The sequence below is a fragment of the Pseudocolwellia sp. G5-9 genome (assembly GCF_055808995.1).
Genome location: NZ_CM147893.1, coordinates 1805375 through 1826141, shown reverse-complemented (window position 1 = coordinate 1826141; position 20767 = coordinate 1805375). Strand labels below are relative to the sequence as shown.

Below are 20767 nucleotides of genomic sequence, written 5' to 3'. Positions count from 1 at the left end.
TTTATCCCTCTAATTTTTCAGCTGCTAAATGAATAGCCTTACGAATGCGCACATAAGTAGCACAACGACATAAGTTACCTGACATGCCTGCGTCAATATCGTTGTCTGTTGGTTTAGGGGTGTTTTTTAATACGCCAACAGCACTCATAATTTGTCCTGATTGACAATAACCGCATTGTGGAACATCTAACTCTTGCCATGCCGCTTGAATCGCTTGAGCTTCTTTACCTGATACAGACTCAATCGTGGTTATTTCCATATTTTCAGCGGATTTAGCTGGAAATACACATGAACGTTGTGGTTGCCCATCAATGTGTACAGTACAAGCTCCACACTGAGCTACACCGCAGCCAAATTTTGTTCCCGTAAGCTTGAGTTCATCACGTATAACCCATAATAAGGGAGTGTCATCACTAACATCCACGTTTTTTTTAACGCCATTAATATTAAGTTTTAACGTCATTGCTATTAGTCCTTCGTTAGAATCAGATTGAAATAAAATGTAATTTATTTTAAAGACAAGGATTTTAACATAGCATATAAATAGCAGATGAAACATTACAAGCAAAAATTGTAACTTAAAATATATAAGTTACTATATTGTAAGTTTTTAGTTTACTCTCGCTTTTAGCGCCAGATAGGGGAGGGATAAAGTAGTTATTCTTTCAATTCTAAAAAATCACGAATACCTTTTGAATAATAAATCGATCAACTGGTATTCGCTATTCTATGGTGTACCTTAGGGGCAACGGCCTGTTTTTATACCTATGTTATTTTGAAAAATTCCTCTTTATTTAATCGTTTTATTTTTGATCAGGATATTTTTGATCTAATGTTTTTAAAGAACGTAAAAACAAACCTAAGCCGCCGACAGCTAAAACCAATATAACGATAAGATCAAATGAGCTCATGGTTCTAAAAGAAAAACGAATAGAAGAGATAACACCAAAAATTAACGCGGTTATCGAGCCTACAGATAACACCCAACCTAAAATATTTTTACTGTTATAAAAAATTAAACCCACACCAAAAATAAAAGGGATCATGATCATACCGCTCGTTACATTAAAGCTTCCACCACCCGCTGAAAAGCCATATAACCGCATGCCCATGCCAAAACTTGACGTTACAGTGATTGCATTTAATAACATATAAAAGCCACCACACATCATAATTAGGCCAATAAAAAAGTGTCCTAATCCACCTGAAGTACCACCTGCGCCTCTCATTTAAAATCCTTATTAACGTTATTTTATGTTGAAATGTTTAGACTAATCATATAATTATTGGTTAATACATGCCACTAGATAAATGAATCAAATAATTTACCTATGAATATTTTATTAAATGATTTTAACTAAGCTATATGATAATTTATCCCAATAAAAGATGTTAGTCATCATACCCATTTGACATATTATGTCAAATGGGTATGATTAATCTACACAAAATCAAATTTCAAAATAACAAAACATATAAGCGTTATGTTATTTATTTTAAGGATGAAATATGGAACAACTGCTTCAAGTCGCTTCACAATTCCCCACTGTTATATATTCAACCCTACTAGGTGTTGTGGTCGTGTATTGGCTTGTAGGTATGTTGGGACTTGTCGATTTAGGCTTTTCAGGTGATGCTGAACTTGATATAGATCTGGATCCTGAAATTTCTATTGGTGGACTCACCGGCTTAATGCTTACTTTTGGTTTAACTGGCGTGCCTTTTACACTTGTGATCAGCATTATTGTTCTTATTTGTTGGTTGATCAGTTTTTATCTTCAATTATACCTACTTACTTGGTTACCTGACGGTTGGTTATATTACGTGATGGGGGCTATAACTGATGTTATTGTTTTTGCAATATCACTTCCCATTGCTGCGGTCATTCTTCGTCCTATAAAGGGCATGTTTACAAGCGTTGAAACTACGACAAGTCATCATCTAGTTGGTAAAAATGCCATTATAGCTACAAGTACCGTAAGCGACAGCTTTGGCCAAGCACGTTTATTTAACGAGGGGGCCGAAATACTCTTTGATGTACGCTGTGATCCGCAGCACACGCTAAAAAAGGGGGATGAAGTACTCGTAATTGAGTACCTAAAAGACAGCCACACTTATATTGTTGCACCTTACTCTCACTAACTTATTCATTTTACAAAATTACAATCTATTTGGCCGCCAATAGTGTGGCTATGTTTTAAATAAGAGGAAAAACACATGGTAATGGAACCACTTTATTTAGCTATCGGAATTGGCGCTCTTTTCGTCTTTTCATTGTTAATCATGGTCGCAAAGTTTTATAACAAAGTAGAACAAGGGCAGGCGTTAATTATTAACAAATTGCGAGCAGAGCCTGAAATAAGCACCACAGGCGGCTTGGTTATTCCTATTATTCATAAAAAAGAAATTATGGATATTTCAACCAAGCGTATGATGCTTGAACGTAAAGGGCGCTCAGGTTTGATCTGTCAAGACAACATTCGCGCCGATATTATTATTACGTTTTATATTCGAGTAAACGAAACCAAAGAAGACATTTTACGAGTTGCGAAACAGGTAGGTTGTGAACGTTCATCTTACCCTGAAACATTACAAGAATTATTCGAAGCTAAGTTTTCAGAAGCCCTTAAAACCGTAGGTAAACAACTTAACTTTACCGAACTATTTACCCAGCGCGATAGGTTTAGAGACAAGATTAAAGAAGTGATCGGTCAAGACTTATCTGGTTACGTACTTGAAGATGTTGCAATCGACTTTTTAGAGCAAACATCAATTAGTGATTTAGACCCTAATAATATAATGGATTCAGAAGGTATTCGACGTATAACTGAGCTTACGGCTCAACAAAGTGTACAAACGAATGACTTAAAACGCCAAGAAGAAATTCGTATTAAACGTCAAAATATTGAAGCAGAAGAAAAAAGCTTAGAGTTAGAACGACAATTAGCTGATTCGCAAGCTAAACAAACTAGAGAAATAGCTTCAGTAAAAGCGCGCGAAGAAGCCGAAACTGCAAAAATTGTTGAAGAAGAGCGTTGTAAGTCTGAACAAGCAAGAATCGGCACTGAACAAATAATTGCCGTTGCCGAAGAAAATAAACAACGTGAGGCTGATATTGCAGAACAAAATCGCTTCAGAGCCGTTGCAATCGAAGAAGAAAAAGTAACACGAGCACGTCAAATTGAGTCAATTGACCGTGAAAAAGAAGTGGAAACGCTACGCATTGATAAAGAAAAAGCGTTAGAGGTTGAGCGCAAAAACATCGCCGAAGTTCAAAGAGAACGAATTATGGTAGATAAAAGCGTTGCAGAAGAAGAAGAGCGTATTAAAGATTTACGTGTAGTGTCTGAAGCTAATCGCCAGAAAGATGAAAAAGTGATTAAAGCGAAAGGTGAAGCCGAAGAAGCTTTAGTGAAAGATATTGAATCAGCTAAAGCACAAGAGCAAGCCGCAGAGCATACCGCAAGAAAAATGCAAACTATTGCTGAAGCTGAATTAAAAACTGCCAGCAAGCAGTCTGAGTCTAAAAAAATATTAGCAGAAGGGCACCAAGCTGAAGCTGCATCACAAGGGTTAGCAGAAGCACAAATAACGCTAGCACAAGCCGATGCACATGAAAGACAAGGTGAAGCTGAAGCTAAAGCGCTTGAGTTAAAACTAACCGCCGAGGCGAAAGGTATTCAAGAAAAAGCATTTGCTGAAGCAGCTGGCTTACGTGAGAAGCAAGAAGTGCTTAACGCAATGTCTGAACAAGCACGTGAGTTTGAAACTTTTGGTTTACGCTTAAATCAAGAGCGAGAACTTACCTTAGCTAGACTAGACAACAGCGTAGATTTAGCTGAGAAACAAGCAGGCGTTTTAGCGACAGCATTAAGCGAAGCTAACATAAATATTATGGGAGGAGACGGTGAGTTCCTACATCAATTTATGAAGTCTATTACTGTTGGTAAATCTATCGATGGTTTAGTCAATGAAAGCGATACAGTAAAAACCTTACTTAAAGATCATTTAAATGGTGATCGTAATATTATGGACGATTTGAGTGGTGTGTTATCAGGTGCTGCACAAACAAGTGAAACCATGAAAAATTTCAATATGTCTAAACTGTTATCAACATTAAATAATGCTGATGACACACAAAAAGGTGCTTTGGCGGCGCTATTAAATTTAGGTAGCCAAAATACTTCAGACGTTAAGTAAATTTTTTCAGTAAATAGATGAAGCCTTTACCATTAAAGGCTTCATACAGCATCATGGAGTCTTAAATGACAAATAAGGAAAGTGTCACCAATCAAGCCGTTGCAGAAGGTGGCTCATACGAGCTAATACAACGCCGACTATCCGCCTTAGGTAGTGAACTTAATACACAAATAAAACAGTTAAATGATGAACGTATTTCAACATTTGGCTCAACTGATATGAACGTTGATGCTCGTGTAAGAGTGAGAACCGAGCATAATTGTGTTGCGAGAGACATAGCGGCTATTGGAGACACCTTACTTTTTGGGTATAACGTTTTTTTAGGTTTACAACGTAATATCACCATTTCTGATGTATTTAGTTTGCATCAACTTCAAGATAACAATGGTGAGATTGAAATTGTAGACTTGCCAATACAAGGTAGCTTTCTTGATGATCCTGAATTTGTTCGCGATTTTGATGAGCTATATACCTACTATAAAAAAACCTTTTTATCTCATGTTTACCGTCAAGGCAGCAAAGTTTTTGCAATATTTCAAATTGGTGAGCGTATTGATGACATACGTGTTTTTCGCTGGGGGATCGACCCAGATTATAAAGTCACTTACATTGATAACCGTGGTGAAAGAGATATAAAACAGCCAGAAAATTTTGATTTTGAATGGCATAAAGTATCACGAGAACAACAAGAGCAAGGTAAGCATCCGCACTTTAATTTATTTGATATGCTTTTTGTTGAAACCATGGGCGGGTCACTTACCCTTAAAGTAGAAAATAATACCGAAGCAGGGCAAGGTATATATTCAGAGCCTGTTGATGATGAACACCAATCTTTAGACGATGCGGATATTCGCTACGCTAAAGTGGGCGAACTTATTTTATTAAAAATAAAGCCCTACCGTGAAGAGCAAACCCGACATTTAATTTTTAACTGCAAAACCAAAACTGTATTACGCCAAGACGCAATCGCACATGCGTGTATTCAATTACCTGAAGATCACGGTATTATTTTTCCTGGTGGATACTATCTGCAAAATGGAGAACATAAGAGTTTTGAAGACAATGCTGAAGATCTTCAACTGCACCGTGTAGTTAAATCACCCAACGGTGAAGATTTTCTTTATATATTTTATGAACCTAATGCAGGTCAGTATGCTTTATTTGGCTATAACCTGATCACGAGAACATTACAAAACCCTATTTATGGTCACGGTCAAAGCTTGTACGATAATGGAAGGGCTGTAGTTTTTAGTGCAGAATCTGAACCTTCGCGTGTGCATGCTATGCAAATATGGCAAACCCCATTTTGTACCGAAGAATATGCGAGCAACCAACCTACCGACACAAGTTTTTTTGGCAAAATAGGTAATCCTGAACTTGTTAGAGGCGTGTCTGATTTATATAGCGTTGTTAAATTAATTTCTATTGAAGCGCCTAGCGAGCATCATTTTAACGATTTAGTTAAAGAATCTAAGCAGCTTTTTGATAAATATCATTGGTTGAATGATACAAGCTTATCGACTCTAAATGATCTGATCAAACAAGTTGTTACGACTTCAGAACTCGTATTAGATGAGTTTGAAAAAGTCGTTAGCATTAAAGCAAGCTCTGATGCCGTTATGTCAGAAGCTCGAAATAAGCTTACTGAGTTAACCAAAAATCTCCAATTAAATCGCTTTAATAACGCTAAGCAATTTGTTGATAATTTATCTGAGTTAGCACAATTTAAAGGCGAGTTAATTTCTCATAAAGAATTACGTTATGTTGACGTAGATGAAATTAACACCATGGAAGTTACTTTAGACGAACTCACTAAAGGACTTAGCCAAGCAACGGCTGATTTTTTACAGCAAGATAATGCACTTACCCCTTACCAAACTACCATCGCAGAATTAGAAGCAGCGATTACAGATAGTGAGTCAATCACCGCATTAAAACCTATACGTTTAGCCATTGAAGAGCTTATTCAAGGTTTAGAATTACTTAATCGCACCATGCTGTCTTTAGATATTGAAGACAGCAGGCAGCGCACACGTATACTCGAAGATATATCAGGTGTATTTAGTCAAATTAATCGTGTTAAAGCGAACGCAGATTTAGCCGCAAAAAGTGTAGGCAGTGAAGAGGCTAGAGCCGAATTTGGTGCCAGATTTAAACTACTAAGCCAAAGTGTTACCAGTGGCTTAAATGCGAGTGATACACCGCAATCTTGCGATCAACAACTCTCTCAAATACTTATTCAGCTTGAAGACTTAGAAAGTCAATTTAGCGATTATGAGGAGTTTTATACTGAGATCCTCGCTAAACGAGACGAAATTTACGATAACTTCGAGCAACATAAACAACAGCTTATGGATTCTCAGCAGCGTCGTTGTCTTAATTTAATGACAGCGGCACAGCGTATTATCGAAGGTGTTATTCGTCGTAGCCAAGGTTTTAATGATCAAGACAAGCTCAATAGTTATTTTGCTGGCGACCCTATGGTGTCTAAGTTAAGACAACTGATAGAGCAATTAAGAGAACTTGATGACAATGTTAGAGCTGATGACATTGATGCTCAGCTAAAAAATGCTAAAGAACAAGGCATAAGAGCTCTTAGAGATAAAACCGATATTTATTCAGCCGACGGTAGCTTAGTTAAAATAGGCGAACATCAGTTCTCGGTTAATAAGCAAAAACTAGAACTAACCTTATTGCCACGTGACAAGGCAATGGTATTACACATTAGTGGCAGTGAGTATTTTGAAAACCTAGACGCTGAACTATTTGCGGGTACTGAATATTTATGGCAGCAAGAACTTATTTCTGAATGTGGTGATGTATACCGAGGTGAATACTTAGCCGCTAGCTTATTATTTGAAGCTGAATTGTCTGGTAAAACTCAAATTGATCACTTAAAAGACGCGGTAAAAAATAATCAATTAGTAGAGTTTATTAGAAAAGCGGCAGAGCCACGCTATCAAGAAGGTTATGATAAAGGTGTACATGACGCCGATGCCGCTTTAATTTTAACACAGCTATTATCGTTACGAGAATCTATAGGCCTATTAGCTTACCCCGCGTTAGAGAGAAAACTCGCTGTGTTTTTCTTTTCAACAAAATTAGAAGATAACCAACGTAAAGACTTAGTACAGCGTTGTCATAACTTACACTTAATGGAAGAAACCTTCGGCGATAATCAGCTTAGGCAACAGCTAACGGATGAATTGTCAAGTGTATTAACTACCTATATTAAAGAGCAACCTTGGTTAAACGGCGACACGGTCTTATCAGCAACGTATCTTATTCAAGAGCTTGCTTTAGCTGAACAAAAGTTTGTTATAAAAGAAGAAAGTGTAGATCTAGTTAAACAACTAAAATCACAACTTAAACATAAGAGCTTAGAACAGCAAATTGAAAGCGCGCTATCAGGCTGTTCAACTTTAGAACAAAAATATCAACTCCATTTAGCGTGGTTACAAGCTTTTGCTCATCATCAAAAATTAGACATTCATTTAGATGTATTAATTGAAGCTTCTATGTTGATGACGTTAGAGCAGCACAGTGAGTTTTATACTTCTGCGGCTAAAACCTATTGTATTGTAGAAGGCTTATTGGGTCAGCATAAACAGATTAATGATCGAAAATTAAAAATTAACTATCAAGAATTTATCACAAAGTTACGTAAATTTACGTATGAACATGTACCTGCATTTAAGCAGTTTCATCAAACCAAACAACAGGTATTAGAAAAACAGCGTAAACGACTACAACTTGAAGAGTTCAAACCTAGAGCGTTATCTTCTTTTGTACGAAATAAACTGATTAACGATGTGTATTTTCCAATAATAGGTACTAACTTAGCTAAACAAATTGGTGCTGCAGGTAATAACAAACGTTCAGATTTAATGGGGTTATTATTACTTATTTCTCCTCCGGGTTACGGTAAAACAACATTAATCGAATACGTAGCCAGTAAGCTGGGTATGACCTTTGTTAAAATTAACTGTCCGTCTATTGGACACGACCAATTATCGCTTGATCCCGCGCAGGCAAATAACTCAACGGCAAAGAATGAAGTAGAAAAAATCAACTTAGCCTTTGAAATGGGTAACAACGTTATGTTGTACCTTGATGATATTCAACATACTAATCCTGAGTTTTTACAAAAATTTATTTCTCTTTGTGATGGTTCAAGACGGGTAGATGGTGTGTGGAATGGCGAAAGTAAAACCTACGACATGCGTGGTAAAAAGTTTGCAGTTGTTATGGCGGGTAATCCGTATACCGAGTCAGGCGAAGCATTTAGTATTCCAGACATGTTAGCTAACCGTGCTGATATTTATAATTTGGGTGATACGCTAAGTGGTCGTGAACATGAGTTTTCTTTAAGTTTTATTGAAAATAGCTTAACCAGTAACTCTTACATTGCGCCACTTGCTACACGCGATATGGATGACTTGTATAATTTAGTTAAAATGGCAGATGGAGAACCGGTTGCTGCAACGGATCTTAAACATAGTTATTCACAAGCCGAAGTGAATGAAATTGTTGCGGTTATTAAGCGTATTCGCAAGGTTCAAGAAACCGTTTTAAAAGCGAATGAACAATATATTGCATCTGCTGCCCAAGACGACAAATACAGAACCGAGCCACCCTTTAAGTTACAAGGTAGCTACCGAAACATGAATAAAATGGTAGAAAAAATTGTACCTGTGATGACTGACGAAGAAGTTGAACAACTGATTGCAGATCATTACCGAGGTGAAGCTCAAACATTAACAATAGGTGCTGAAGAAAATCTACTTAAATTAGCTGAACTTCGTAATAACCAAACTAGTGAGCAAGCAGAGCGCTGGAAAATCATAAAAGATGATTTTGTTCGTCATCAAAACTTAGGTAATAACGACAATCCAATGGCTGCTATTGCGAGCCAAATATCATTATTGCAAAAGGGATTGAATCAAATTAGCCAAGTACTGCAACAGTCTCAGTCTGGTAGTTTAGACACATTGAACGAAACACTGTCTAGTTTAAAGTTACAAGTAAATGTTGAAAAGCCAGATAACGCTGAATTAACACAAACCTTGTCTTTATTTACGCAGCATATGGAATCGTTTATAACGCCGTTATTATCTGTACTTAACAGCAATAAAAATGTTGATTTAGAAATAATAGAGACATTAAAAACTCTTAATTTTATGACGGTTCAAAAAGTTACTAAAGAGTTGGCAACAAGTAGAGAGAGTCATAATACAGGAGGAGCCATTTTTGATTAAAACCTTTATGGCTATAGGTTAATTATGAAAAGGTAATAGCAGAGAATGTTATTACCTTTTTCATTTATGGTTGTGATGGTTTTGGTGAAATTCGCATAGTAATATCAGCATGAAAAACCTTGTTGTGTTCCGTATCATAAACATCAACAGGTAGCACGACATCTTCGGCTTTCTCCCAATCAAACCTATCTATTTTACAAATTATGCGTAAGTCTGTTTTGGCAATTTTCAAGTATTGAACCGTCATACCAATAGGTATCCAGCGTAGATCATCGCTTAAAGATATGTCTATACAAACACCTGCAGAAAGTTCAGCAGCATTACACATGGCAATGGCATGAACTGATTTTAAATGATTATAAACAGCCCTACGTTTTTTAATGGTAAGTTCTACATGACCCGGTTTTACAATAATTAACTTAGGTTTAATCGTACCAAAATAAGGAGCTGTAAAGCATAAAGCCTTACCTACAATCCACCGTCCTATAGTGAAACCACCGAATATTTTCCACAATTTTAGCATGAGACTTTTGGAAGGTTTATACGACATTTATCTTTATTCCTAAATAAAAAACAACTGGTCTAATGAGTTTGTTTCAATAATATGAATATGTCAATGTTAGTGTTATTACTCTGTGTTATTTATAGGAATAAAAAGGTTAAAAAAGGGGAGGGTAAATAAACTTTTAATAAGCTAATCTATTCATATGAAAAAATTACGCGGTCGACCGCCACATAAAGATATTCTCACTCTTGCTGAATGGCGAACAGCTAATGCTGTTCGCCATGGCTTAACCAATCAGCAAATTGCTGATCTTGAAAAGATTAGTTTAGACGGAGTGAAATATCACGTTGCAAATGCAATAGCTAAATTAGGTTTAAAAAACCGTAAAGCTTTAATGTGTTGGGTGGGAGTACCTAAAGAGAGTTTACTGATAATCCAAGGAGAAAATATGAATAACCAACATAGTATTTTAGCTTTAGGGCAAACGGCCAGAACCGTTAAAAACATTAAAAAATCAGAGGCTTGGTATCGTGATGTTTTAGGGCTAGCTCATTTGTATACCTTTGGAAAATTAGCTTTTTTTGATTTAGGGGGCGTTCGATTAATGCTGTCTGAGAGTGAAGACGTTAATACCGTTGAATCAATTTTGTACCTCAGGGTTTCTGATATACATTTTTCATACGAAACATTAACCACGCTAGGAGTTAAATTTGTTAATGCACCCCATATGATCCATAAACATGATGATGGATCTGAAGAGTGGATGGTGTTTTTCGAAGATCTTGAAGGACGTAACCTTGCTTTAATGTCTGTTGTTGAGCCGAGTTAAGTCAAAAGGTCGTTGTTTTACTGCTGAACTGCTTTCCAAAAATCGTGAGACAACTTATTGATTAAGTTAGATTCTGCATTCATTAGCATAGCAAAACCTATCCCAAGTTCAGGCGAGTAGCCAATATCTGCGCGATAGCCTTGTACCCAGCCAGAATGGTAAATTATGGAGCTTTTGTCTAATTGGTAAATACGCCATCCATAGCCGTAATAGGCATCTTTAAGGCTTTCTTTCCAGTATCTACGTCTTAAATCTTTTTTGGTTTTTATTCTGGGTGTTGTTAATTCGTTAAGTAAGTTGGGTGATAAAATATCAGGATTATTACCCATATTAGCATTTAACCATTTAGCTAAATCTGTGATGCTAGCGTTAACTCCGGCTGCTGGCGCAACTTTGTAATAGTCAGGTTGTACTTTTACGGGATGCCATACGTTTTGCTTGATGTATCTTCCGTTTTTATCTTTTTTACCGGTTCTTTTACTTCTAATAAGTACGTGTGGTTTTGCTATATTTTTATTGTTTAAAAAGTTATCAATACCTACTGAAGCATTATCCATTTTTAAAGGGGTAAATATACGTTCTTGTAATAGCGTTGCGTAGCTTTTAGGTTGACTATTTTCTATAGCAAACTGTAAAAAACCGTAGGCAATATTTTGATATCCGTAGCATATTCCAGGTTGGCAAATAGGGCTTACGCGATCAAATCTGCCTATGATTTTTTGCATATTCCAGTTTTCATGTAATAAGTTGTCGTAAGCGTTAGGCATTAAACCACTTGAATGACTTAATAGGTGTTTAATTTGAATTTTTTTAGATGCGTTTTTTTTAGCAAGTACAAAGTTAGGAATATATTGGGTAATAGGATCTGATAAGTTTAAGCGCTTTTCTTGCGCTAGCATGGTGGTAATTGTTGCTGCAAAAGGTTTTGAAACTGATGCTAATCTAAAAACTGTATCGGCGTTTATTTTTTTTGATTTACTTTTATCTGTATAACCAAAGGTTTCTAACGCAACGACTTTATTGTTTTGAATAATGACATAGGCGGCACCAGGAATGTTATGTTTTTTTAATTCGCTGGCGACTGTTTTTGAAAACTTTTTTCTAACTTCAGTAAAATCTTTCCCGTAAGATAAAGGGATAAAGATAAGGCAATAAAAAATAAAGATAATACGAAAAAGCATAACAGTAAACCTTGCAAGTAAACGCTAATTTACTCGATACATAAACAGAGGCGATTAAAAATAAGGGAAGGAGTTTATATTATTTTACAGGGTTTAACGAATATTCTTTATACTTTCCTAAGGTATGTAATTAAAAAACCTACTTTAACTCTGCTAAAGTAGGTTTTTTATCGTTTTACTTTTATCTTGAAGGAAATTAAGGTTTGTTGATTTTTCTGTCCTATGAGGTCGTTTAAATGCTTCTTGTTCATTGTTGCAAGGAATTTACATAGAACAATTATGCTAGTTCCCTTGCGCCGCGACTAACAAGCCTTTAATCCGAACAAAATTTAAACATGAAAGGTCAACAGACCTTAATTAAGCCTAGTTTAGGTTAATCAAAATAGGCTTAGATTTTACGCCGTTAGCTGTTGCATACACTTTTACTTGGCTTGCTTTATCTTGTGCTTGTAACAATAGTGCCGCTTTGCCTTTATGGGTAATAACATGATCAGTTAATACATCTTGAATATTATTTTCCCATCCGTTATCTACAGCTGCTATTTTAGCGTTGCCTTCAACTGTAAACTTTATGTCAATTTCGGCATCAGACAATAGGTTGCCGTTTTTATCTAACAAAGTAGCATGAATATAGGTTGTATCGTATTGATCTGCAGTTAAGCTTTGTTTTTCAGCATTAAGTTCAATGGAAGCAAGTTTACCATGAGTATTTAAAATACTTTGAGTTACTGCTTTACCGCTGTTATACCCAACAACTTTTAGCTCGCCTGCTTGATAGGGCACCATCCATTTTATAATTTGATCATCAAAGTCTTTAAGTTGTTTACGGCCAAGAGACTTTCCGTTTAAAAATAATTCGGCTGATTCTGTATTGGTATAACTTTGTACAACAATGTTTTCATTTGTTTTGTACTTCCACATTTCATAAATATCAAACCACTCCCAACGACGAAGTCCTTGCCATAAATGTTCAGGTATTTTACGTTTTGTAAATATCCATCCATTATCGTTTGAATAAGAAAATTCAGACTCTTTAGCCGATGTAGTACCTAAAAATATTTTGGGTTTATTACCCCATAAAGTTTCGAAAAAATGTCCTCTGGGTGTTTTATTGCCTACATAATCAAACAGAGATATTTCTAATCCCATTTTAGGTAAGGGACCAGCTTCACCTTTGTAAGCAAAACCTGTCCATATAAAAATACCAGACATATAATCTTTATCTTTTACATTCAGCCATTCTGATAATGTCCCCCAATTTTCAGATCCATAAATAACTTTATTGGGATACATTTTATGAGCCGCTTCATAAGAAGGTGCGCGGTAATTAAAGCCAACTAAGTCTAAAGCGTCGGCATAACCTGTTGCAAAGCCAACTGATGGAAGAACTAGTCCTGCGGTAATTGGACGGGTTGTATCTATTTCTTTAACAAAACCAGACAGCATTTTTGCAATGATAGGTAAATTGTCAATTTTGTCAGGGTTGTATTTCTTAATTTTTTTCTTTATACGCGAAGGGTTAAAGTCAGCAGCGTCTGTAAAATATGTTGTACCGTCTTCTTCATAAGATGCTGATTTTCTATAATAAGGATAAGTCCATTCTACTTCGTTTCCTATACTCCACATTATGATAGACGGATGGTTAAAATCTCGACGAACAAGATCTTTTAAATCACGTTCAGCCCATTCATTAAAATGTTTGCTGTATGATATTACAGAATCTCCTTTCGCTTTATTATCGCCAACATGCACTTTGCTTTTTTCTTTAGCTCTATCCCAATCATCAAAGGCTTCAGCGTTCACTAAAAATCCCATTTCATCAGCTAATTCAAGTAACCCTGGGTTATGAGGGTTATGTGATAATCGTAAAGCATTTACACCAATACTTTTCAGTTTTTCTAATCGAGAACGCCAAATAGATTTATGAACAGCCGCACCTACTGCACCAGCATCGTGATGTAAGTTAACACCTTTAAGTTTTGTGTTAACACCATTTAAGAAAAACCCTTTATTGCTATCAAACTTGATGGTTCTAATACCAAAGGTAGTTATATCTGCTTCTGTTTTGTCGCCATCAACATAAACAGTAGCTTTCGCTGTGTAAAGATGAGGTGTTTCTAACGACCATAATTGAGGTTTTTTTACTGTAAGAGTTTGAGTGATTTTATTCTCATGACTTAGATCAAACGACTCTTTATCTTGAGCAACTTTTTTACCTTTTTGGTCGAATAACTCAATTTTTAATTTAGCATGTTCGCCTTGATATTTATTGGCAATAATCTGGGTATTTATGCTTACTTTTGCTGTTTTCGAGGAAACCTCAGGGGTTGTAACTTGCATACCCCACTGTGGTATATATACAGGCTCGGTTTTAACTAGACGTACATTTCTGTATATACCTGACCCAGTGTACCATCGTGAATCTGCATATGCGGTACGATCCACTTTTACAGTGATAACGTTAGCTTTGTCACCGTAGTTGGCGTATTGGGATAAATTTACTTGAAAACTGGAATAGCCATAAGGTCTGCCACCAATATAGTGACCATTAAGCCAAATAGCCGAGTTGTTATAAATACCATCAAACTCAACCCATATTTTTTTATTTTTGTCTGATTTAGGTAAGTTGAATGTTTTACGATACCAGCCAATTCCACCTGCTTTAAAGCCTGTACTCGCTGCTGCATTTTCATTAGTGTAGGGTAATGCAACAGCCCAATCGTGTGGTAATCTGACGGGGAACCATGTGCTGTCATCAAAAGTGTATTGGTGGGCAGCTTGTTGTTTTTCTAGGGTAAACTTCCAATTGAAGTTGAAGTCTTCAATTGATTTTGCCTGAGCCAGCATAGATATACTGTATAAGAACAATATGAACAGTGTTGATAGCGTTCTATGTGTTTTTGGGATCATGTAAGACCTTGTTATTTTTTATTGTCAAATAATCTATATTCACTATAACACCTGTTTATTTGTAAATATGTTACTTTAAATATAAAATATATCACGATTTTGCTCATACAATGTTGCTAAAAAATAATAGCTAAAACAGCTATTATTTGTGGTAACGGGTATTAAAATTGTTAGAACAGGGAAAATAAATGCACAGGTAAGGTTGTATTCCTTAATTAGTCTTTAAATTTTTATCGAGTATTTTTATACTCCATTCTTGAACAAATACTTCAAATTTAACTATTTTTATAGGCTCTGAACACCAATAGCCTTGGCCGATATTGGCTCCCATTTTGGCCAACAGCTGCAATTGGTTCAGGTTTTCTACGCCTTCAGCGATTACTTTCATTTCAAGCCCTTGAGCCATAGCTATAATGGCTTTAACTATGGTGTTATTTCTTGGATCATTTTCAAAATTAATTATAAAGCTACGATCTATTTTCAGTGCTTGCACAGGGAACTTACTTAAATATTGAAGGGATGAATAACCTGTTCCAAAATCATCAATAGATATAACAAAACCCATATTTTTAATCTGATTAAGTATTTCAGTGGCTTTAGATTCAGATTTTAATAAGATAGATTCAGTTAATTCTAGTTCTAACTTGTCGATAGGGAAATCATAACAATTTATTAATATTTTTAATTCTTTAAGGAGCTTGTCTTCATCAAACTGAACTGCTGAAACATTAACAGCAATACTGATGTGAGATAGATTTGTTTCTTTCCAACGTTCTAAAATAGCCGCTACTTGATGTAAGACCCAGTTACCAATCTCTTCAATAAAACCACTATCTTCAGCTAACGGAATAAATTCTACTGGTGATATAAAACCATATTCAGGGTGTACCCAACGCAGCAGTGCTTCTGCAGATTCTATTTGTAGTGTTTGCAGATCAAACTTGGGCTGTAATGTAATAAATAGCTCATTGTGCTCAATGGCTGTTGCAAGGGCGTAACGGAGCTTTGATTGTCTTTCTGCAATTTTTCCCCATTCTTTTTTGAAAAAACGATAAGGTAACTTTTTATCTTTTTTAGCTCTATACATGGCTAAATCAGCATTTATCATGAGCTCTTCAGCAGTACGTCCGTCGTCAGGATAGTATGCGACACCAATACTTGATGTAGGGTTAAGTTTATGGCCTTGCAGTAAAAGTGGTTTTGATATTTCATCTAATAGTCGTTCGGTTACCGCTGCAACTTGCTCTCTAAGTCCGCATTGTTCTAATAAAACAACGAACTCGTCTCCACCTAGGCGTGACACGGTATCAACATTTCGTAAGGGAATTTTTAAGGCTTTAGCGAAAGCAATTAATATTTCGTCACCCACTTTATGACCTAAAGTATCATTAATATTTTTAAAGTCATCTACGTCGATAAAAACAATGGCGAAATTATATTTGTTTCGTTTAGATGCTTTTAAACATTGATTTAGGCGGTCGTTAAACATACGCCTATTAGGCAGGTCGGTTAAACTGTCGTAGTGGGCTAAATAGCGTAATTCATCTTCTATACTTTGACGTTGAGTTAATTTTGAAAAAGTTCCTAAATAATTGATATTTTCACCTTTACTGACAGGAACAAGAGATAGCCATATAGGTCGTTCTTCCTTGTTAGCTGTTAGAAAGCGCAGCTCTCCTTCCCAAGTCTGCTTTTTTAATATTGAATTTTTGATACGATCAAAAAAGTATCTGTCGTGATATTTTTTATCGAAAAATTGCTCTAGGTGTTGTCCTTGAGGTTTAATATGTGTGTGTTTACTAAAAGCATTATTAGCTGCTTGAATAATAAAATTTGAATTTATAACAACAACAGGATCTTGCGTTTGTTGAAATATAGCAGAGAGTAGTTGGCTTTCTTGTAGTGCTTTTCTTTGTTCGTGCACATCAACAATAGTACCTATTATACTCGCGGGATAACCTGTTTGATCATAAGATAATAAGCCATGAATATTAACCCAATGAAAAGAGTTTTCGGTAAGCTTTATTCGACATTCAATTTTAAATCCGCTGATACTTCCTTGCAGTAAATTTTTAATATTGTTGTAAATGGCTGCTCTATCTTCTCGATAAAAACGCTTTAACCATGTAATGTAATGGTGTTCGTAATGTGTTGATTTTTTATCGGTAAAGGTGTTGTTTTCAGTATTTTTTATAATGAGTTGAGTTGTGTGATCGCTGGTGATTATTTTTAATCTAGGATCAAATTCCCAAATACCTTCGCCACTACTTTTTAACGCTATTTCTAATTTTTCTTTATGTCGTTGGAGTTGATAATCTCTACTATTAAGTTGTTCTAACATGGCATTTAAACCATCAATAATGGTATTCATTTCCGATATATTGGAACTTTCAACTCGTCGACCGAAATTTTGTGTTTTTCGGATTTCTTTAAAAATATTAACAACACTTGAAATAGCGAGTGTAATTGGTGAGGGGAGTTGTTTACTAAGAATAAACGCAATAAATAAACTTAATAAGCTTAATAAAAGTAAAATAAAAAATATTTTGATGAGATTGAATTGCTGAGCAGATAAGTCAACCCACAATGTTAGTACGCCTAATTTTACTTCGTCTTCTATAATATCTACGTTTACAACATAGGCACTACGTAAGTTTTTTTTAGGTAAAAAAGTTTTTTCAGCTAATGTTTGTCCATTTTTTTTATTGATTTGAGCTTTTATTATTCTATCGTCTATTTCTAAAATTTTTAAAGTATTGTTTGCTTCTTGTTCATCATCAAAGATCAAAGTAGGAGCGCTATACTTGGCGACTAAAGATGATATGTTTTTAATGTTTTGGCGAAAGATGGTGTCTGTATTGAGGTACTCAACAGTTAAAACGGCAATAAAAACTAATAGTAAACAGAGCATTAATGCTCTTAACACCACGCTTTGAATGTTGCTTTTAATAGACTGTTGGCGTGATTTCAAATAACTAACCTTTTTCATTCCTAATTCTAATTCTACCGTGAAGGAGTTATAGCTATTTGCTAATAAACTTATCTTTAGGGGAATAAGTTCATGTACGTTGTAGTTGGCAGTTTTATTTTGTATCAAATAGATCTGCAGACCTTAATTTAGCTGCTATTACTTCATTGTTTTTAATTTTTTGTTAAGCACTTCGTGATTGATATGCGTATTACTCTAAGTCTTAGTTACATTTGAAATTTTTGCCACTTTTGAAAGGAAGTTTTTTTGATTTTCGTTGAATATTATAGGGTGGAGATATTTTTATAAGTTGCTTTAGGTGATTCAATCTTTATTGATACTCCATATCACTTCAAACAGTTCGAAGTGATATGGACAAAGCTTAAGTTTTGTAGCTTATGACGTTTTAAATTGATCAACGAGTATTTTGATTTTTCCAGATAATTGACTCGTATATTGACTATTATTTGCGGTTTCTCTTGAGCCTTGAGCTGTTTGTTCAATATGTTGGTTAATATTGTCTACATTACTTTTTATTTCATCTATTGTGTTGTTCTGCTTTTCAGTAGCAGAAGCTATTTGCGTATTGATATGCATTATAGATGCGACAGACTCTGTTATTTTTCCTAGTGAATCGCCAGTATCTCTTGTATTACTGACGCAGGCTGCGGTGCGGTTTTTACTTTCTAACATCACTTCAACGGCTTGTTTAGCGCCTACCTGTAGCTTTTCAATCATTGATTGAATTTCAGATGTAGAGTCTTGGGTTCTTTGGGCTAAGGTACGAACTTCATCAGCGACAACGGCAAATCCTCGGCCTTGTTCACCAGCTCTTGCCGCTTCAATCGCGGCGTTTAATGCCAATAAATTAGTTTGGTCTGCAATGCCTCGTATAACATCTAATACCGAGCCAATGTTATCTGTGTCGGTTGCTAATGTGTCTATTACATCGGAGGCATTCTCTATATCGGTATCTAACAAGTTAATATTATTGATAGCCTGATCAACAACTTTTAATCCTTCTGCTGCAGCGTGATTGGATTCTTTTGCTAACTCAACACCTTGAGAGGCATTTGTCGCAATTTCTTGAACGGCAGGTAATATGTCTTCTAGAGATTTTAATAATTTTTCGATACCATTTTTTTGCTCTGAAATTGCTTGGTCAGTTTGAGTTACCGTAGAACTTAATTGAGAGGAAGATGCTGAAATATCATTAATAGCGTCGCGTAGTTCTATTACAACTTGTTGAATATGGTTAGCGAATAAATTGAAACCACGAGCCAAAGAAGATAGTTCATCTTTACCACTTTCATCTAAACGTTTACTTAAATCACCATCACCTTCGCCAATATTTAACATAGCAGAAGTAGCGTGTTTTAGAGGCTTGAATAATGTTTGAATGATAAAAAACATTAATGCGATCACTAGAAGCGCGATAAGTATTCGAATGCTTAAGCTGATATTTAGCCAAAAAGCAGCTTCCTGTTGAGAATTTTTCAATTCAGTTGAAGTTCGATGATCAAGATTAGAGAAAAACTTATCGACAGGTGCCATTATATTATTTACTTCTTGATGATAGGCTTTGTTAAAAACGATACGTAATGCAAAATCGTTAACAGTTTCGTTAGGTAAAGCTTTAAATGGGCCTGTTACAATTTTACCTGCCTTTATTGATTCCATTGCTTGTGTTTCTGTTTCTATTAATCCATTGGAATTTTTACTTGCTTCGTCTAGTAAGGCGAATTCAGCACGAGAAAAGTTTAATTCTTTCATGATGTCACTTTGTTTTTTCTTTTTTCCTCGGTATAAATTTACATCCACATATTCAGGTCTTTCAATATCACCATTTCGCCATTTAACAATATCCCAGTAAGCTTCCCAGTATTCATTGTTACCGGTTGCGACGAAAGTACGGCAAAGTCTCGTAAGATCCATTGATGTTTGACGAAACTCATCGGCAAGTAGATAGGAAAGGTAACGAGTTGTACTACTTTTTGTTTGAATTGTATTTTTGTGGCTTGCTATGTTTTCCGCAGCAATGCCGCCAAGTAGTAAGATGATAATGGCAATAAGTATTGCCATTAGGCGAGTCTTTATCGTCATGTAAATTCCTTATTAACTATAGTAGAAGGTTAGTACTATTAAATCTCAGCTCGGTTTAATAAATGTTTTCTAGTAACTATTTTGCTAACTTCATCGTTAAATTTATTTGCAATAGACCCGCTACGGACGCGAAATTTTTTTGAAGTAAGAAAAATTATCAAGTTAGATCATCAGTTGAAAGAATATTACGTATTTCAATTTATTAAAAAATTTTAAACCGCGTTAGGTTATTTATTCCTAATTATTAAAAACTATAGTATCTATTTTTTAATTTGCACAAAAAATGAATAACTTAAATTTAGTGGGGGAGTTTTTTAGTTTTGTGACTTGTACGTGATGAATAGAAAATGAATAGTATGGTTAGAAGGGGTTAATTAAGGTAATAAACATAAGGTTATTACCTTAATCTGTGATCATTATATAGATTCAGTCAAGGGCTCTGTATGACGTTTAACCTGTAAATCGTTATATACTTTTATTGATAATATTATAGAAGATAAAATAAAAGTGATCATGTTAGCAACTATCATGGCACTGTCTTCTTTAATTATTCCATATACTAACCAAAAACCAACACCTACCGTAAAAATACTATACATAGCTAAAGACAACGATGCAGTATCACGTGTTTTTATCACTTGTATTGCTTGAGGAAGAAAAGAAAATGTTGTTAAAAATGCTGATGTAAATCCTAAGATTTCAATGTTGGTCATAAGTGACTCCTCAAATAAAAATATATCTTACTAAGTAAAAACTTGTTAGTGGGTTAACTAACTACTGATGCTATTTTAATATGTAATGGATTATTGTTTT

At 35.3% G+C, this 20767-nt stretch carries 12 protein-coding genes; 4 read left to right on the top strand and 8 right to left on the bottom strand.

Going from position 1 to position 20767, the window contains the following annotated elements:
* Position 1 precedes the first annotated feature (1 nt).
* Positions 2-463, bottom strand: coding sequence for a (2Fe-2S)-binding protein (locus AC0L5Q_RS07830; RefSeq protein ID WP_473616900.1), 462 nt, complete (start codon positions 461-463; stop codon positions 2-4).
* A gap of 340 nt (positions 464-803) precedes the next feature.
* Positions 804-1229, bottom strand: coding sequence for a hypothetical protein (locus AC0L5Q_RS07825; protein ID WP_473616898.1), 426 nt, complete (start codon positions 1227-1229; stop codon positions 804-806).
* Between the two features lie 280 nt (positions 1230-1509).
* Between AC0L5Q_RS07825 and AC0L5Q_RS07820 the strand changes: the two genes are divergently transcribed.
* From AC0L5Q_RS07820 to AC0L5Q_RS07810, 3 genes are all read left to right on the top strand, one after another.
* Positions 1510-2142, top strand: coding sequence for a hypothetical protein (locus AC0L5Q_RS07820; protein ID WP_473616896.1), 633 nt, complete (start codon positions 1510-1512; stop codon positions 2140-2142).
* Between the two features lie 75 nt (positions 2143-2217).
* Positions 2218-4200, top strand: coding sequence for a flotillin family protein (locus tag AC0L5Q_RS07815; protein ID WP_473616893.1), 1983 nt, complete (start codon positions 2218-2220; stop codon positions 4198-4200).
* A gap of 65 nt (positions 4201-4265) precedes the next feature.
* A complete protein-coding gene (locus AC0L5Q_RS07810) occupies positions 4266-9458 on the top strand; it encodes a DNA repair ATPase (protein ID WP_473616891.1) in 5193 nt (1730 codons plus the stop codon).
* Positions 9459-9522: 64 nt separating this feature from the next.
* Here AC0L5Q_RS07810 and AC0L5Q_RS07805 read toward each other — a convergent pair whose 3' ends face one another.
* Positions 9523-10008, bottom strand: coding sequence for a hotdog fold domain-containing protein (locus tag AC0L5Q_RS07805; protein ID WP_473616887.1), 486 nt, complete (start codon positions 10006-10008; stop codon positions 9523-9525).
* 157 nt (positions 10009-10165) lie between these two features.
* Between AC0L5Q_RS07805 and AC0L5Q_RS07800 the strand changes: the two genes are divergently transcribed.
* On the top strand, positions 10166-10792 hold the full coding sequence (locus tag AC0L5Q_RS07800; protein WP_473616885.1) for a LuxR C-terminal-related transcriptional regulator: 627 nt from the start codon (positions 10166-10168) through the stop codon (positions 10790-10792).
* Between the two features lie 17 nt (positions 10793-10809).
* On the opposite strand, the gene AC0L5Q_RS07795 is transcribed toward AC0L5Q_RS07800, so the two are convergent.
* The 5 genes from AC0L5Q_RS07795 to AC0L5Q_RS07775 all read right to left on the bottom strand — a co-directional run bounded on the left by AC0L5Q_RS07795 (position 10810) and on the right by AC0L5Q_RS07775 (position 20667).
* Positions 10810-11973 (bottom strand): serine hydrolase domain-containing protein, encoded by a 1164-nt coding sequence (locus AC0L5Q_RS07795; protein WP_473616882.1) that lies wholly within the window; start codon positions 11971-11973, stop codon positions 10810-10812.
* A 363-nt stretch (positions 11974-12336) separates the two neighbouring features.
* Positions 12337-14883 carry a glycoside hydrolase family 2 TIM barrel-domain containing protein gene (locus AC0L5Q_RS07790; RefSeq protein ID WP_473616879.1) on the bottom strand — a complete coding sequence of 849 codons (2547 nt, stop codon included), beginning with the start codon at positions 14881-14883 and terminating at the stop codon, positions 12337-12339.
* A 211-nt stretch (positions 14884-15094) separates the two neighbouring features.
* Positions 15095-17854 (bottom strand): sensor domain-containing protein, encoded by a 2760-nt coding sequence (locus tag AC0L5Q_RS07785; protein WP_473616874.1) that lies wholly within the window; start codon positions 17852-17854, stop codon positions 15095-15097.
* A 393-nt stretch (positions 17855-18247) separates the two neighbouring features.
* On the bottom strand, positions 18248-19954 hold the full coding sequence (locus tag AC0L5Q_RS07780) for a methyl-accepting chemotaxis protein (protein ID WP_473616871.1): 1707 nt from the start codon (positions 19952-19954) through the stop codon (positions 18248-18250).
* Between the two features lie 416 nt (positions 19955-20370).
* Positions 20371-20667, bottom strand: coding sequence for a SemiSWEET transporter (locus tag AC0L5Q_RS07775; RefSeq protein WP_473616868.1), 297 nt, complete (start codon positions 20665-20667; stop codon positions 20371-20373).
* Between the last annotated feature and the right edge of the window lie 100 nt (positions 20668-20767).

Bases quoted from the DNA above. Each gene is read 5' to 3' on its own strand.
- AC0L5Q_RS07795 (WP_473616882.1), bottom strand. From the start codon at position 11,973: ATGCTTTTTCGTATTATCTTTATTTTTTATTGCCTTATCTTTATCCCT.
- AC0L5Q_RS07830 (WP_473616900.1), bottom strand. From the start codon at position 463: ATGACGTTAAAACTTAATATTAATGGCGTTAAAAAAAACGTGGATGTT.
- AC0L5Q_RS07810 (WP_473616891.1), top strand. From the start codon at position 4,266: ATGACAAATAAGGAAAGTGTCACCAATCAAGCCGTTGCAGAAGGTGGC.
- AC0L5Q_RS07775 (WP_473616868.1), bottom strand. From the start codon at position 20,667: ATGACCAACATTGAAATCTTAGGATTTACATCAGCATTTTTAACAACA.
- AC0L5Q_RS07825 (WP_473616898.1), bottom strand. From the start codon at position 1,229: ATGAGAGGCGCAGGTGGTACTTCAGGTGGATTAGGACACTTTTTTATT.
- AC0L5Q_RS07780 (WP_473616871.1), bottom strand. From the start codon at position 19,954: ATGACGATAAAGACTCGCCTAATGGCAATACTTATTGCCATTATCATC.
- AC0L5Q_RS07815 (WP_473616893.1), top strand. From the start codon at position 2,218: ATGGTAATGGAACCACTTTATTTAGCTATCGGAATTGGCGCTCTTTTC.
- AC0L5Q_RS07820 (WP_473616896.1), top strand. From the start codon at position 1,510: ATGGAACAACTGCTTCAAGTCGCTTCACAATTCCCCACTGTTATATAT.
- AC0L5Q_RS07800 (WP_473616885.1), top strand. From the start codon at position 10,166: ATGAAAAAATTACGCGGTCGACCGCCACATAAAGATATTCTCACTCTT.
- AC0L5Q_RS07805 (WP_473616887.1), bottom strand. From the start codon at position 10,008: ATGTCGTATAAACCTTCCAAAAGTCTCATGCTAAAATTGTGGAAAATA.
- AC0L5Q_RS07790 (WP_473616879.1), bottom strand. From the start codon at position 14,883: ATGATCCCAAAAACACATAGAACGCTATCAACACTGTTCATATTGTTC.